Origin of the sequence: Pseudomonas batumici, assembly GCF_000820515.1 — a bacterium.
GTDB classification, from domain to species: Bacteria; Pseudomonadota; Gammaproteobacteria; order Pseudomonadales; family Pseudomonadaceae; genus Aquipseudomonas; species Aquipseudomonas batumici.
The window spans coordinates 80639-95632 of record NZ_JXDG01000040.1 but is presented as its reverse complement, the minus strand read 5'-3'; the positions used below and the strand labels follow the sequence as shown (position 1 = coordinate 95632).

Annotated in this window: 13 protein-coding genes; 6 read left to right on the top strand and 7 right to left on the bottom strand. The window is 61.3% G+C overall.

Annotated features, from left to right (window positions below; genetic code table 11):
- The first annotated feature begins 2 nt into the window (after positions 1-2).
- Entirely contained in the window at positions 3-1649 is a 1647-nt protein-coding gene (locus UCMB321_RS15520; RefSeq protein WP_040068312.1) for a phospholipase D-like domain-containing protein, read from the top strand.
- Between the two features lie 5 nt (positions 1650-1654).
- Here UCMB321_RS15520 and UCMB321_RS15515 read toward each other — a convergent pair whose 3' ends face one another.
- Entirely contained in the window at positions 1655-2887 is a 1233-nt protein-coding gene (locus UCMB321_RS15515) for an NADH:flavin oxidoreductase/NADH oxidase family protein (RefSeq protein WP_040068311.1), read from the bottom strand.
- Positions 2888-2965: 78 nt separating this feature from the next.
- Here UCMB321_RS15515 and UCMB321_RS15510 point away from each other — a divergent pair, with 78 nt between their 5' ends.
- Positions 2966-3391, top strand: a complete 426-nt coding sequence (locus UCMB321_RS15510; RefSeq protein WP_040068310.1) for a MerR family transcriptional regulator — start codon at positions 2966-2968, stop codon at positions 3389-3391.
- A gap of 13 nt (positions 3392-3404) precedes the next feature.
- Here UCMB321_RS15510 and UCMB321_RS15505 read toward each other — a convergent pair whose 3' ends face one another.
- Positions 3405-4943, bottom strand: coding sequence for an MFS transporter (locus tag UCMB321_RS15505; protein ID WP_040068309.1), 1539 nt, complete (start codon positions 4941-4943; stop codon positions 3405-3407).
- 270 nt (positions 4944-5213) lie between these two features.
- On the opposite strand from UCMB321_RS15505, the gene UCMB321_RS15500 reads away from it, so the two are divergent.
- A complete protein-coding gene (locus UCMB321_RS15500) occupies positions 5214-6098 on the top strand; it encodes a LysR family transcriptional regulator (protein WP_040068307.1) in 885 nt (294 codons plus the stop codon).
- A 208-nt stretch (positions 6099-6306) separates the two neighbouring features.
- The gene (locus UCMB321_RS15495) at positions 6307-8388 is read left to right on the top strand and encodes a putative bifunctional diguanylate cyclase/phosphodiesterase (RefSeq protein WP_040068305.1); all 2082 of its coding nucleotides are present in this window, start codon (positions 6307-6309) and stop codon (positions 8386-8388) included.
- 3 nt (positions 8389-8391) lie between these two features.
- Here the strand turns inward: UCMB321_RS15495 and UCMB321_RS15490 are convergent, their stop codons facing one another.
- Positions 8392-9837, bottom strand: a complete 1446-nt coding sequence (locus tag UCMB321_RS15490; protein WP_040068302.1) for a DHA2 family efflux MFS transporter permease subunit — start codon at positions 9835-9837, stop codon at positions 8392-8394.
- 163 nt (positions 9838-10000) lie between these two features.
- Positions 10001-10501: a contractile injection system tape measure protein gene (locus UCMB321_RS15485; RefSeq protein WP_040068300.1), complete on the bottom strand. Its 501-nt coding sequence runs from the start codon at positions 10499-10501 to the stop codon at positions 10001-10003.
- Between the two features lie 378 nt (positions 10502-10879).
- Between UCMB321_RS15485 and UCMB321_RS15480 the strand changes: the two genes are divergently transcribed.
- Positions 10880-12310, top strand: a complete 1431-nt coding sequence (locus UCMB321_RS15480) for a diguanylate cyclase (RefSeq protein ID WP_040068482.1) — start codon at positions 10880-10882, stop codon at positions 12308-12310.
- Between the two features lie 478 nt (positions 12311-12788).
- Here UCMB321_RS15480 and UCMB321_RS15475 read toward each other — a convergent pair whose 3' ends face one another.
- Positions 12789-13055 (bottom strand): hypothetical protein, encoded by a 267-nt coding sequence (locus tag UCMB321_RS15475; RefSeq protein WP_040068298.1) that lies wholly within the window; start codon positions 13053-13055, stop codon positions 12789-12791.
- Between the two features lie 324 nt (positions 13056-13379).
- Between UCMB321_RS15475 and UCMB321_RS15470 the strand changes: the two genes are divergently transcribed.
- A complete protein-coding gene (locus tag UCMB321_RS15470; RefSeq protein WP_040068295.1) occupies positions 13380-14165 on the top strand; it encodes a CHAD domain-containing protein in 786 nt (261 codons plus the stop codon).
- Between the two features lie 101 nt (positions 14166-14266).
- Here UCMB321_RS15470 and UCMB321_RS15465 read toward each other — a convergent pair whose 3' ends face one another.
- Both UCMB321_RS15465 and UCMB321_RS15460 read right to left on the bottom strand, forming a co-directional pair.
- Positions 14267-14449 carry a hypothetical protein gene (locus UCMB321_RS15465; protein WP_040068293.1) on the bottom strand — a complete coding sequence of 61 codons (183 nt, stop codon included), beginning with the start codon at positions 14447-14449 and terminating at the stop codon, positions 14267-14269.
- Positions 14450-14561: 112 nt separating this feature from the next.
- Positions 14562-14768 (bottom strand): hypothetical protein, encoded by a 207-nt coding sequence (locus tag UCMB321_RS15460; protein ID WP_040068291.1) that lies wholly within the window; start codon positions 14766-14768, stop codon positions 14562-14564.
- Between the last annotated feature and the right edge of the window lie 226 nt (positions 14769-14994).

Below are 14994 nucleotides of genomic sequence, written 5' to 3'. Positions count from 1 at the left end.
GCATGCGCGTACTTCAGACCAATCCCCAGGACGATTTCCGGGTCAAGGCCTATGCCGGGACCAGCGGTGTGTTGCTGGCCATCGACCTGGCCGAATCGCGGCGGGCCGGCCTGCTCGGTTTTGCCATCGAACGGCAGGAGGGCACCCGGCCCTGGGAGTTCCTGTTCAACAGCCTGACGTTCCCTGGCAAGGAGCACACCTTTCCCCAGTACCACGCGACCCCCAGCAACCTGGCGCCGTTGCAGAAATTCCGTTGGGCCGACTACAACGTCGAGCCCGGGACCACCTGCAACTATCGGGTGCACCTGGCCTACGGCACGCCCGACGCGCCTCAGTTGGGCGAGTCACTGGCCGTGACGGTGACCACCGACAATGGCCTGCCCAAGGGCCAGCGGGTGATCTTCAACCGCGCGGTGGCGGCCAGCCAGGGTTTCGAACGCAAGTTTCCCGAGCTGGACAAACTGATCAGTACCCAGAAAAACCTACCCATCGAAGCCTGGCCCGATGCGGCGCGCCTGTGGCTGGAGAACGGCCTGCTGGAAGAGCTGCTGGGGTTTATCGCCCGGGCGACGGACGTGCAGTGGGGCCTGGATATCGCCATCTACGAATACCAGTTGCAGGCGATTGTCGATGCGGTGAACGCGGCGCAGCAACGCGGCGTGCGGATTCGCGTGCTCTACCACGCCAAGGTCGGTGACGAGGACACCACCCTGAACGAGCAGAGCCTGGCGCCGATTCCGGCCGAGAGCAAGCGCGGGCGGGTCACCAGCAATATCTTCCACGACAAGTTCATCATTCTCAGCCAGCGCGATGCCGGTGGCGAGTACCGGCCTGAAGCGGTGCTCTGCGGCAGCACCAACTTCACCGCCAACGGTGTGTATCGCCAGGCCAACGTGGTGCATGTGCTCGATGACGTCCGCTTGGCCACCGAGTACACCCAGGTCTTCGAGGAGATCTGGGCCGCCCCGACGGATGTGGCGGCGACCCGCAAGTGGATCACCCAGAACAACCCCATGGACCCGAGCCAGCCGTTGTTCGCCGGGTTTTCCCCGCGCACCGGGCAGGGCGACCTGAAGGAGTTCGTGCAGATCATCACGGCGGCGCAAAAGGACGTGCTGTTCGCCACGGCCTTCACCTTGCCCCAGGAGATTCTCGACGCCTTGCTCGGCAAGCCCCATGACGATGTGCTGCGTTTCGGCCTGCAGAATACCGCCAGCAGCATCTCCGGCATTCACGCCGACCGGACCGACGATTTCGTCGCCACGGCCTTGCTCAATACCGGGCTGGAAGGCTGGATCAAGGAAGGTCTCCTGGGCCAGAAGGGCAACCTGCTGGTGCATACCAAGGCCATCGTCACCGACTTCACCACGGATGCGCCGACCATTATCAGCGGCAGCCACAACCTCAGCGTCGGCGCCAGCGACGGCAACGACGAGAACTACCTGGTGATTCGTGGCGACGTCGATCTGGCCGATCGTTATGGCCTGGAGATCCTGCGCTTCTACGAGCATTACCGGTTCCGCTATTACGCGAAGAAGCTGGCGCTCAAGCAGGTCCAGCCGCTGTCACCGGACAACAGCTGGAGCGACGGCTACTACCAGGAGGGCGACTTGAAGATGCTCTCGCGGTTGCGGTTTGCCGGGCGCTGACAGGGTCAGGCGCCCAGGTTCTTCATCGCCGTGCGGTACTGCTTCGTCCGTCGACCGATAAACAACCGATCCAGCACCAGCGCCCACACCGCCGAGACCTCGGGGTGGGGGCGCCGGCCCTTGCTCAGGCGCTTCAACTGGTACTTGACCACCGCCATGCTTGCCAGCGATGCCAGCGGCTTTTTCTTCCAGTGGATCGGCGGCAATTGCGGATGGCTGTCGCGGCCTTCGCGCCAATGCCGGGGCAGGTGCGGTTCCACGGCCAGCGCGGTACCGATACCGGCCATGGCGATGCCGCTGTCCAGCACCTGCTCGACGATGGGCAGGCGCCGAATGCCGCCGGTGACCATCACCGGCATCATCGCCACCTTCGCCAGCTCACGGGCCATCTCCATGAAATAGGCTTCCCGTGCCAGGGTGCGACCATCCCGCGCTTCGCCCTGCATGGCCGGTGCCTCGTAGCTGCCGCCCGAGAGTTCGACCAGGTCCACCGGCAAGGCATTGAGCCATTCGATCACCTGGCGGGCATCGTCCGCATCGAAGCCGCCGCGCTGGAAGTCCGCGGAGTTGAGTTTGACCGCCACGCAGAAGTCCGCTGAAACAACGGCCCGGACCGCCTTGACCACCGACAGCAACAGCCGTGCGCGATTTTCCAGCGAGCCGCCCCACTGGTCGGTACGTCGGTTGCTCAGCGGCGAGAGGAACTGGCTGAGCAGGTAACCGTGGGCCGCATGGATCTGCACGCCAGTGAAACCTGCCTGCTCGGCGAGACGGGCGCTGTTGGCGAAGCGCCCGATCACCTCTGCGATATCGCCTTCGCTCATGGGCCGCGGCTCGGCGAACATTTTCGAGAACCCGCCCAGGTCCAGCGCTACCGCGGACGGTGCCCAGGCGATCTGGCCCAGATTGGCCATGGTCTGGCGCCCGGGATGGTTGATCTGCATCCAGAACTGCGCACCCTTGGCGCGGCCGATGGCGGCCCACTGGCGGAATTTCTCCAGGTGACGATCGTCTTCCAGCACCACGCCGCCAGGTCCGGTCATGGCGCGGCGGTCGATCATCACGTTGCCGGTCAGCAGCAGCCCGGGTTCGCCGTCGGCCCAGGCACGGTAGAGTTCCAGCAGGTGAGCGGAGGGCGTGTTATCCAGGTCGGCCATGTTCTCTTCCATGGCGGCCTTGGCGATACGGTTCGGGACCTGAACGCCATTGGGCAAGAGCAGTGCTTGAAAGGGTGACATGCTTGACTCCGGGGTGGTGGGGAGTTCAGGCTAAGCTTAAACCTAACTTTAATGTCAAGCGTCCATTCGAGGCCCCTTATGAAAATCGGTGAACTGGCCCTGCGCAGCGGCCTGGCGGCGTCGAAGATCAGGTTCTACGAAGCCCAGGGGTTGATTCGCAAGGTACAGCGCCAGGCCAATGGCTACCGTGAGTACCCGGCCGAGGTGTTGCAGACGTTGTCGATCATCCAGTGTGCGCAGCAGGCGGGTTTCAGCCTTGAGGAACTGCGGGCGTTGGTGCCGGGGGCCGAGGCGGAGAGCCTGGATCATGAGGTCATGGTCGACAGCCTGGAGCGCAAGATCGACCAGATCGAAGCCATGCAGGCGCGCCTGGCCCATAGCAAGTTGCAGTTGCTGGGGATCGTCAACAGCATCCGCAACCGGCCTGAGGGGACCAGTTGCACGGAAAATACCGAGCGGGTATTGGCATCGCTGCAGTCCACGTCGTCACGTCCGCCCTTGTAGCCGCGTCTCGGTTCTATTCATGGGCCAGTGAATAGGAGCGGGTGACGGGGAGGGGGTGGCGCATCAGACTGCCCACCGCCAATGCCCCTGACAACGCCAGCAAACCCGCCACCCAGAGCACCGTGCCGAAGCCGCCGATGAAGGCCGCGCGGGCCAGGGGCTGGACCACCTGGCGCGCGGACTCCGGCAGCCCTGCCATGGCCGCCGGCATGTCCCCGGCGACGACCCGCGAGGCAATCGCCCGGGCCTGGTCGAGCCAGGGCGCGGCCTGTGCGGCGAGGCTGGCGTGGAGCAATTGCTGGGTATGGCTGGCCAGCAAGGCACCAAACACACCGATGCTCAACATGATCGCGCTGAAGCGCATGGTGGTGCTCATGCCCGAGGCCATGCCGGACCGTTCCCGGGGCACGCAGGCCATGATGTTCTTCTGGGTGTCGCCGTTGAGCAGCCCGGCGCCGGCGCCGGTCACGGTAATCGCCAGGGCGAACGGCAGGTAGGTACCGCTGCCGACCGCCCAGGCACTGAGCAGGTTGCCGCAACCGACCAGGGTCAGGCCGCCCGCCATCATCGTCGCCGGGGCGAAGCGCGAGGCCAGTCGGATACCGATGCGCGGGCAGATCAGCATGGCCAGGGCGAACGGCAGCATGCCCAGGCCCGAAGCCACGGCGGAAAACCCCAGGCCGTTCTGCAGGTAGAACGGCAGCAGGGTCATCATCACCTGGGCACAGCCGGCATAGGCGAACATTCCCAGCAGGGCGCCGATAAAGCGCGGATGGCGAAACAGTTGCAGATCCACCATCGGCCGTTTCTGCAACTGTTCGACCCACACGAACAGGCCCAGCAGTGCCGCGCCCCCCAGTAGCCGGGCGTAGGTCAGCGGGTTGTTCCAGCCGATGCGGTTGGCCTCGATCAAGCCCCAGATCAGGCACAGCAGCGCACCACTGAAGGCCAGGCTGCCCCAGGGATCCAGGCGGGCCGCCTGGCTGTCCCGGGATTCCGGCACGGCGTGGCGGACCATCGCCATCAGTGCCAGTCCCACGGGCAGGTTGAGGTAGAAGATCCAGCGCCAGCCCAGGTACTGGGTGATCAGTCCGCCGACCGTGGGCGCGGCGGTCATGGCCACGCCCATGCAGGCACCCCAGAAGGCCCAGGCCTTGGCCCGTTCGGTCTCGTCATGAAAGGTGTGGCCGATGGAGGCGAGGGCGGAGGTCAGCAGAAGCGCGGCGCCGACGCCCTTGATGGCGCGGGCGATATCGAGGAACAGGCTGTCGGGTGCCGCGCCGCAGCCCAATGAGGCGAGGATGAACAGGGTCAGGCCGCAGAGCAGGGTCCTGCGCCGGCCGAAGCGGTCGGCGATGCTGCCGGCCGGCAGCAGCAGGGCGGCGAAGGCCAGCATGTAGGCACTGACGACCCATTCGATATCGGCGAAGTTGGCCCCCAGGTCGCGGGCAATGCTCGGCAGGGTGACGGCGACGATATTGGTGTCGAGGACGATCAGCGAGCAGACGCCGGAGGCGGTCAGCAGCGTCAGTCGTGGGCTGACCTGGCTCATGCTCGGACCTGCGGCGCCAGCGTGGAGATGGCGGCCTTGACTCGTGTGCGGGGCAGATCCGGGTCATGGATTGCCTGGTGGGCAATGGCAGGTGACGAGTCGGCCGCGGCCACCCGCGTCAGGTCCAGGCAAGCACAAGATAAGGGGATCAAGGATTTGACGCGCATGGTACAAGCTCTCTACTGTGACGATGGAAGCAGCTTATCGTGGGCCTTGCGCGGTTTTGTTAGGTGGGCTTCGGCACTTCATTACCTTTGAGCTAATACGCCTATGGAGATCCGTCATTTCCGCTATTTCCTGGCGGTGGCCCGGCAACGCAACTTCACCCGTGCGGCTGAGCAACTGGATATCGCGCCGCCAACCCTGAGCCGACAGATCCAGGACATGGAGGCCGCCCTCGGCACCCGGCTGTTCCTGCGCGGGCAACGCGAGGTCAGCCTCACCGAAGCCGGCGCGGCGTTGCTGCCGGAAGCCGAGGCGACGGTGCGCCAGTTCGAGTTCGCCCAGCGCAATGCGCAACGGGCCGGGCGCGGTGAAGTGGGGCATATCGAACTCGGTTATGTGGCGTCGGCGGTGTACTCCGGTGTGTTGCAGCGCCAGGTCAAGGCCTTCAGCCGTGAGTTCGCCGAGGTCAGCCTCACCGTGCGGGAGAGCCCGATGGCGGTGTTGCCGGGACTGATCGCCGAGGGGCGTTTCGATATCGGTTATGTGCGTTCGCCCATGTCCTTGCCCGAGGGCGTGGACGCGGTGCGCCTGAATGCCGAGGGGTTTGTATTGGCCGTGGCGGACGATGCCTGGTTGTGTCGCCTGAAACGGATCGGCGCCGAACACTTGCAGAACGAGACCTTCATTCTCCCGGAGCAGATCAGCGGCACCTTGCAGGTGGCCGCCCAGGGCGGTTATGCGCCGAAGCTGGGACCACAGCCCGGCGGGTTGGTGGCGGTGATCGCGGCGGTGTCCCTCGGCCAGGGGGTGGCGGTGGTGCCCGAGTCGGTGGTCGGGCATGTGCACCTGCCCAATGTGCTGTATCGACCGATCCACGACTGCGAGGCGAGTTCCTGGCTGTCGTTGATCCATCGGCGCTTCGAAAAGGCCCCGGCGGTGGCGCGCTACATCGAGCGGGTCAAGCGTGAGTTTCCCAGGGATGAGCCCTGATCCGTCCTCAAGTCAGGCTGGCGCGTAACGAATAAATCCTGCCGTTGGTCGGTCTTTCCGGGCCCCCGATCTGTACGGCAGGCAAGCCATGCTGAATAATGGCAAGTGGCCAATATTTCACCGTGCGCTTCATGAGGAAGCAGGTACAATCCGTGGTTTTTTTCATCGAGCCTGGGGGGCGTCCGGTTCGATGTCTTAGAGATTTGTCATGCTTATTGGTAGCTACTCCCTCGCGCTGGTCTTTATTTCTCTTTGTGTGGCGATCCTCGCCTCTTATACCGCATTGGACCTGACCGGGCGCATTGCCACGGCGCGCGGTTGGGCGGTTCATCTGTGGATGGCCGGCGGTGCCCTGGCGATGGGCGTGGGCATATGGTCCATGCACTTTATCGGGATGCTGGCGTTCAGGCTGCCCATCGAGCTGGGCTACGACGGGCCACTCACGCTGCTGTCGCTGCTGATCGCGATTCTTTCCAGCGGCTTTGCCCTCTGGCTGGTCAGCCAGCCCCGCCTGCCAGCGCTGCAGTTGGCATTCGGTGCCCTGGTCATGGGTGCCGGTATCAGCGCCATGCATTACTGCGGGATGGCGGCGCTGAAGATGCAGCCCGGCATCGACTACGACCCCACCCTGTTCGGCGCCTCGCTGGCGATTGCCGTGGTCGCTTCCGCGGCGGCCTTGTGGATCGCTTTTCGGCTACGGCGTAATACCCCCTATGTCCGCCTGGCCCGTAGTGGGGCGGCGGTGATCATGGGCCTGGCGATTGTCGGCATGCACTACACCGGCATGGCCGCGGCCAATTTTGCCCAGGGCAGCTTTTGCGGGGCGGCGGGCAGCGGCCTCTCCGGCAAGGGGCTGGACAGCCTGGTGCTGGTGACCAGCCTGGCGGTGCTGTCCATCGCGCTGTTGATCTCAATGCTCGATGCGCGGCTCGAAGCGCGGACCGCCATGCTCGCCGACTCGCTGAGCCAGGCGAACCGGGAGCTCACCCATCTGGCGCTGCATGACACCCTGACCGGCTTGCCGAACCGGGTGCTGTTGGCGGACCGGATCGACCAGGCGATGCACAAGGTCATGGCCGAAGGTGGCTGCTTCGCGCTGATGTTCATCGATCTGGATGGTTTCAAGCCGGTCAACGACGCGTTCGGCCACCACATGGGCGATCAATTGCTGCGTGAGGTCGCCCTGCGCCTGCGTGACGGCTTGCGCAGCCAGGACACCCTGGCACGTATCGGCGGTGATGAGTTCGTGTTGCTGGTGCAACTGGCCGAGCCGGACGATGCGCTGCAAGTGGCGTCGCGTCAGGTCGGCCTGATCTCCCGGCCGTTCCGGCTGGCCGAACACGAGCTGCAGATCTCCGCCAGCCTCGGTATCGTGCTGTACCCGGGTAACGGCCAGACCGCCGAGGAGCTGTTGATGAACGCCGACGCGGCGATGTATCACGCCAAGGGCTCCGGCAAGAACGGTCACAGTTTCTTCGATGCCTCGATGAACAGCAACGCGCGCAAGCAGTTGCAGTTGTTGCAGGACCTGCGCCAGGCCTTGGAACAGCGGCAGTTCCGTCTTTATTACCAACCCAAGTTCGACGCCCTCAAGGGCACGCCGGTCGGTGCCGAGGCACTGCTGCGCTGGGAGCACCCCGAGGAAGGGCTGTTGCTGCCGGACAAGTTCATCGCCCTGGCGGAAAAGACCGGCCTGATCATCGCCATCGGCGATTGGGTACTGGACGAGGCGTGCCGGCAAATGCGCCTGTGGTATGAGCAGGGCTACCAGCACTGGCGTATCGCGGTGAATCTCTCGGCCCTGCAGTTTTGCCATGCGGGCCTGGTCGACAGCGTGGCCGGCGCCCTGGCCCGGCACCAGTTGCCGGCCAACAGCCTGACCCTGGAGATTACCGAAACCACGGCCATGAGTGACGCCGATGCAAGCATGGCGGTGTTGCAGAAACTCTCGGACATGGGGGTGGACCTGTCCATCGACGATTTCGGCACCGGTTATTCGAGCCTGATGTACCTCAAGCGTCTTCCGGCCAACGAGCTGAAGATCGACCGGGGTTTTGTCCGCGACCTGGAGCATGACACCGACGATGCCGCGATCGTCTCGGCGATTGTCGCGCTGGGGCAGGCGCTGGGGCTGCGGATCGTCGCCGAAGGGGTGGAGACCGACATGCAACAGACCTTTCTCACCCGTCTGGGGTGCGACTCCCTGCAGGGCTACTTGCTGGGGCACCCCTTGCCGGCGGAAAGGTTCATGGCCGATATAGGTCGCCTCAAACAGCCGGTCGCGAGCTAGGCCCTAGGCCTCGACACCCCCCAGGCTTTCACCGGTCTTGTCGCGCATCATCACCGCGGCCAGGCCGGCGCCCAATGCGGAAAACACCGCCCCCACCAGGAAGGCGACCTGATACCCGTCGTTGAGCGCCGACAGTGCCGGCACGCCCGCCACCAGGTGCAGTTCGGTGCGCGCCGCCGCCAGACTCGCCAGCGCCGCCAGCCCCAGTGCGCCGCCCATCATGAAGGCGGTATTGACCATGCCCGAGGCCAGCCCCGACTCGGACGGCGCGACATCGTTCATCGCTGCCAGCAGCAGTGGATTGAACGCAATGCCCGCGCCCAGGCCCAGCAACAGCATGCCCGGGAGAACGTTGCGCAGGAAGTGGCCGTCGACCGGCGCCTGGGCGAACAGCAACAGCCCGAGGGTCGCCAGGGCCAGGCCGGCGGCCAGCGGCAGGCGAATGCCGAAACGCATCACCAGCTTGGCCGAGATCCCCAGTGAGAACACCGCCATGATCAGGTTGGCGGGCAGGAATGCGAGCCCCACCTCCCAGGGCGTGTAGCCCAGCACCAACTGCATGTACAGCGCCGACAGGAAGAACCAGGCGAACATCGCGGCCGCCCAGAGCACGCCGACGATATTGGCGATGGCCAGGTTGCGCAGGCGGAACAGGCGCAAGGGCATCAGCGGGGTTTTCACCCGGGTCTCGATCATCAGGAAGAGCAGTAACAGGCCGACGGCAATCAGCAATAGCATGACGGTGTGCAGCGAGCCCCAGCCCATCTCGTTGCCATTGACGATGGCGTAGACCGCCAGCATCAGCGAGACGGTCACAGTGACCGCACCGGCCACGTCCAGGTCGCGGGACAGATGCTGGTTGAGGGTTTTCGAGAGCAGGCGCAGGGACAGTGCGATCACCGCCACGCCGATCGGCAGGTTGACCAGGAAGATCCAGTGCCAGCTCAAGGTGCTGGTGAGCACGCCGCCGAGCAGGGCGCCCAGGCTGCCGCCGCCGGCGCAGACGAAACCGTAGACGCCCATGGCCTTGGCCCGGTCGGCCGGTTCGCTGAACAGGTCCATGATCAGTGACAGGGCCACGGCGCTCACCACGGCGGCGGCGAGGCCTTGAAGGGCCCGGGCCCAGATCAGCATCTCCTGGTTATGGGCCAGGCCGCAGGCCAGCGAGGCGAGGGTGAAGAAACCGATGCCAAGCAGGAACAGGCGTCGATGCCCGTAGAGATCGCCCAGGCGACCACCCAGCAGCAGGAAGCCGCCGAAGGTCAGCATATAGGCGTTCACCACCCAGGCGAGGGAAGTTTGCGTGAAGTGCAGGTCGGTCTGGATCGACGGCAGCGCGACGTTAACGATGGTGGTGTCGAGCACGATCATCAACTCCCCGAGGCACAGGACGATCAAGGCGAGCCAGCGGTGGTCCGACTTGGCTGCGGGGGAGGCAGGTGAGGTCATGAGGGGGTTCTCGTGTGAGGGCCGGTGAGTTTAGGTCGCCGGCCAAGCACGGCTCAATAGAGAAAGTGTAGGGAGGTTGTTAAGGGAGCAGGGGGACGGCTGATGATCGGAAAGCGTAGATCGAAGACTATGCCGCCGTGGACATTCGAACTGACCGCAGCCGTTATGGTTTCCAGGTGACGAACAGAGGCTTGTCCATCCAGCTGTGCCTGATAACCGAGAAACTGAAGGGCGAGTGCGCCAATAGGACGTCGTAAGGGCGCGGCTTTACTGTCATTTCCCATCGATCATTGGCGTTCGCCAACAACCCGTCCCTCACCAGCCAGTTGCCCCTGAAACCGTCGATGCTCATCGCGCCGATCGCTGGCCTATTATCGATGATCATACTCAACAGCTCGAAGCAGGTCTCGTGCTCGGCATCGGTGATGTCAGACGTTGACTCAAGGGGCTGGTCTGGAGGTAGACCGCAGAGCAGTTTATTGAGCGTCAGGTGTTGATCGAGCGTTTCGGTTTGTCCCGTAACAAGAAACTGCAGGACATGCACGGCTCGGTGTTGTGCGTTATTGCTAACGAACGCACCGGCTTCGGTCAGCAGGTCAAGACGTGAGAACAGTGGATTGAAAAAACTGTGTAGGAGAACAAGGCCGGCGTTATTGATTTGCATCGTGACTTCCCTAAAGGCCAATCGATGAGTGGAAACGTCTCGGAGAATTGAACTGTACCTGGTTTTTCCAGGCTGGGCTCAAGCCAACCTGTTGAACCGAATGGCCTTCAGGCGTGAAAGCCGTTATGGAGCCGCCACCTTCCATGGTACGGGCGACCAGCAGGATCCGGGTGTGGGAGAGCGAGATATTCGTTGTCGGTTAATTTTTCATATGCGTTTTTTCGACTTCAGCAGCGGAAAGTGGTGGGTGGTCTACAATGGCAAAATATCAAATCGCCAGATGTTTGCATGATGATGTGGGGGGGGGCGCTGGCATGTCGGTGATTCTGGAGTGGGCACCGGATCGGAGCGGACAAAATGGATTTGCGTGAGGGGGTTATGGATAATTCTGTCGCTACCGGCGAGCCGCCTGAGGCTATCCATCTCATAATTAAATTTTATACCTGCCTGCTGCTGGCAGGGTTTGCGTTTGTTCCGGCCTATCTGGTTGGCTACTTGTATTTCTTTCAGGACCCGACCCTTTTATTCGAGGACCACACGTTCCATATCATCGCGATCACGGCCGCCACCCTGGAGGGTTTGTTTGTTACTTACGTCACCTGGTGCTGCTACCAGTCATCGGGAGATCCGCTGCTGCGGTGGATGACATTGGGGTTTCTCGGTTTTGTGATGATCTATGCCTTGCATGGCGCGTTCACCGGGCTCGCCCATTCCCATATCTGGCTTTTCCTGCTTTACGGACCGGCCTCTCGACTGGTCATGGCGATTCTGCTGTTAGTCGGCATGCTGTCGTACCATCAACCACCTGATGCCGCGGACCAACGCACGAAGCCCCGCCCGTGGTTGACCTGGATCGGGCTGTTCCTGCTGGTTGACCTGGCAGTGGCATTCGTTGCGAACTCGCAGGTCGCCGGCCATCCTGCAGTACGCCTCTCGCTGGAAGGTGGTGCCCTCGTTCTTTCCACATTGAATGTGGCAGTGGTCCTGTTGCGCCGTTTCCGTTCACCACTGATGGTCATTTTTGCCATCTCGGTCACCGCGTTCGCGTTGTCATCCCTTGCATTCATCCTGGCGCGCCCTTGGAACCATATGTGGTGGCTCGCCCATGCGATCTTCGCCGCCGGATTCTTCTTGTTGAGCTATGGGGTAGCGCAAGCGTTCCTCAGCACTCGGTCGTTCTCGAAGATTTACAGTCAAGGGGAACTGATGGTGCGTCTTGCCGAGTCGATGGCATACGCGGAAAGTGCCCTGAAAGAACTCCAGCGAACCAATCAGGAGCTCGACCACCTTGCGGCGACCGATCCACTGACAGGCGCTGATAATCGGCGTCGTTTCATGGCGCGGGTCGATGCCGAAATTGATCGGGTCAAGCGTGGCGGCGCTCCGTTCTCCGTGTTGGCGCTCGACCTGGACAATTTCAAGTCCATCAATGATCGCTACGGGCATCAGGTTGGCGATGACATCCTGAAGAGGTTCGTGCAGGAATGTCTCGATTCGATCCGGCCGTATGACGGCGTAGCTCGAGTGGGTGGGGAAGAGTTCATGATACTGCTGCCCCAGACTTCACTCGAAGGCGCGCGGGTAATCGCCGAGCGTCTGCGAAGCGCCGTTGCCACTACTTCTTTCAATTTCAGCCAGCAGCGGATAACCGGGGTCACAGTGAGCATCGGCGTATCGCAATCTGGACGCGACGGGGACTCCATTGAGGAGATTCTGCGTGTAGCCGATCAACGCCTATATGACGCGAAACACCAAGGCCGTAACCGTGTGGTCACTACCGTCAAAACCAACCTGCAGCCTCTGCCCTGATCATCTATCGCCTGATCGTCCCAGTCGACGATACGGCTGGCCGCTATCCTTGAGCGTTTCAACTAGGGTGATCAGCCCCCATCGCGCGCGGTCACCTTAAGACTGGCAATAGGTCTACGCTAGGTTTCGCTACGCGCTGGCACGACAGGGCCAGCTTTTCAGCAATGCTTCGAGCTCAGCATCGTCTATCAGCCCTACTGGATATCGCTGCAATAGCGCACCTCTGTACTCAGCCGTTTGCACCACCGGCATTTGATTCCTCCGTGATGCACCGATCATTCTCTTCCGTGAGCCTGTGTTCGCAGTTAAACGGCGAATTTTTTTCCGGCATTCTGCGTTCATAAGCCCCCCCTCCAGCGTGTTGGCGAGGGAAAGCTACGGGGCTTGTGTGACAAAAATAAGTCAGGTGGGTGATATCAGATTAGTGGCGTTTCTCTAAAGCCAAGCAGGCCCTACAACAACGCTGGGGGCTGTCATTTCACCCTCCTTGAGCTGCAGCAACCTGGTGTTGAATCGCGTCGAGATATTGAGATTTCAGTTGGTCGGCCAGCGGACCGAGTATCGGATTGGCCTTAAATCCCACCAGAAGCGTATCGATGATTGCAGCGACCCTCTCGGTGGCTGTGTCGACGCTCGAAGGGACAGAGGGATCAAAGCAGATGGCCTCCAGTTCCACGTCGAGCTGCTTCAATACCGGCTCAGCCGCCTGCATTTGAGCGCGAACTACGTCTAGCGTTGAATGCATAGCTACATCCTTGGGGGCGGTAACGTCACGATTCCATTTGGGTCAGGTGATCTTGAAATTGATCAGGGCTCGGAGCGAAAGGAGCCGGTCACCTGCTGACATAAAACTGAAATCTGATTGTAGGCTATTCGTGAGCACGCGTTGTGGCCATCTCCCTTGCCGATAGTGCAAGGCGCTCTGGATGTGTTGTTTTTGTGGGTAAGGTTTTGATTTTGAAGAGATACAATCGAACCGGAAAGCACATTTTGATCGATGTGCAGGTGCGGGTAGGGCTTCAGGCCTCTGCTAACCTCATCGTATAACCTCTCAATGAGAAGTCGCGAAATGTCATTTGTAGACACGTTCGTGGTTGAGATATTGACCCTTCAGGTCGCGGTGTATCACGCGCATGCTCGCTTGGAATCCCGTACCGACCGCGAAGCTTTGCACGATCTGAGGGTGGCCGTCAGACGTATCAGGAGCTTGTTGAGGCCATTTCGGTCAATGAATGTGGTTGTCGCTTTGAGCGAGGCTGCGGCAGAGTTTGGAAGGCAGACGACGCCGACCCGCGACCTGGAGGTGATGATTCAGGAGCTTGAGGAGAGAGGATTCGCGAAGCTGGTGAAACCCAGATCGTCTCGATTGGGCTCCAGCTATGACGACATCGTTAACGGCTCGGCCTTCAAAAACCTACTGATTCAACTGGATGATTGGCCGTCGGGCTTTCGTTTGGCTGAGGTCAAAGGCGAGCTGAAGCATATTCAGCCTCAAATCAAGAAAACGCTGAGAAAACAGATCGATCGATTACATGCTGCCGTGGATGACGTTCAGTTTGATCGACACCAATTGAGAATACTGGTCAAACGAACCCGTTATCTGACCGAAGCATTCCCCGAGCTATCTCCCTTGTCGAGGGATGCCGCGCTATCACTCAAGGAGCTGCAATCAGCATTGGGCTCCTGGCATGACCACTATCAGTGGTGCCAAAAGGCTTTGGTCGAAACCGACCTGCAGCCGCTGGAGCAGACCTGGTTGTCTTCCGCGACCACCGCCCTGGAGAAAGCCGACACTCAATTGGTAGACCTGGCGCAGCGACTGCCAAAACGATCAGGCAAAAAAAAGCTGCCTTAGATGGCAGCAGGGAAAAGAGCACACGTTCGATGTGTAAGGTGAGTATTGCTGTCGATGGGTTACAAAATGATGACGTATTGGTTGGGGGTTGAGATGACTCCTCAAGATGGCTCCGCTACTGGTCTGTTAATGCTGATAGGCAAGGGGTGTGGCGCATTGATGCGATCTTTCAGCTTTTCCACGAAGGCTTCGGCCTCCGCGTAGCTACGAAATTTGACGCGCCAAGCGTCCATCACGACAAGCCAGCCAGCGTTTGTGTCCGCTTCTTCAATACTGATCAGCACCTTTGGAGTCCTTTCATGAGGTGGATGGACCAATGCCGAGCTCGGTCTTCAGTGTTCATACCTTCAATCGCTTCCCAAGCGGAGCCTGTCATTGGCGTTGATCGTTTCCATCTTACGGTTTCTTCAGTGATTCGATTCCCTTTCTGATGGTGTCGGCGTTCAAGTCGAGCGTGGCGATGGCTCCAAGAACATGACTGGAAACGCCGGTGGACCCTCTCTGGTCTATCCACATCCCTATCGACTCGATGGCGTCAGCCAGCGCGAGCTGGTTTTCATGCAGTTTTTCGAGCAGGTCAGGCAGTTGAGAGTCGGTTGGCATGGCAATATTTCCTCAGGGGAAATGTAAGCCTAGCAGCGTCAGAGTGGGTGTGCCGGTACGTCTAGAGGTTGTGGTTCAACTGAGTTGGACATTACCTTGGGTTGCTTATCTCAGTTTGAGCAGGTGTCAGGCAATCGCCCTCAAATGAACGTTGTCAGCGTCTGATGCTGACCGCTTGCTCATCCAGCACCGAGTCCATCTTCAGCTGTGCCAGCTCAATCAAATG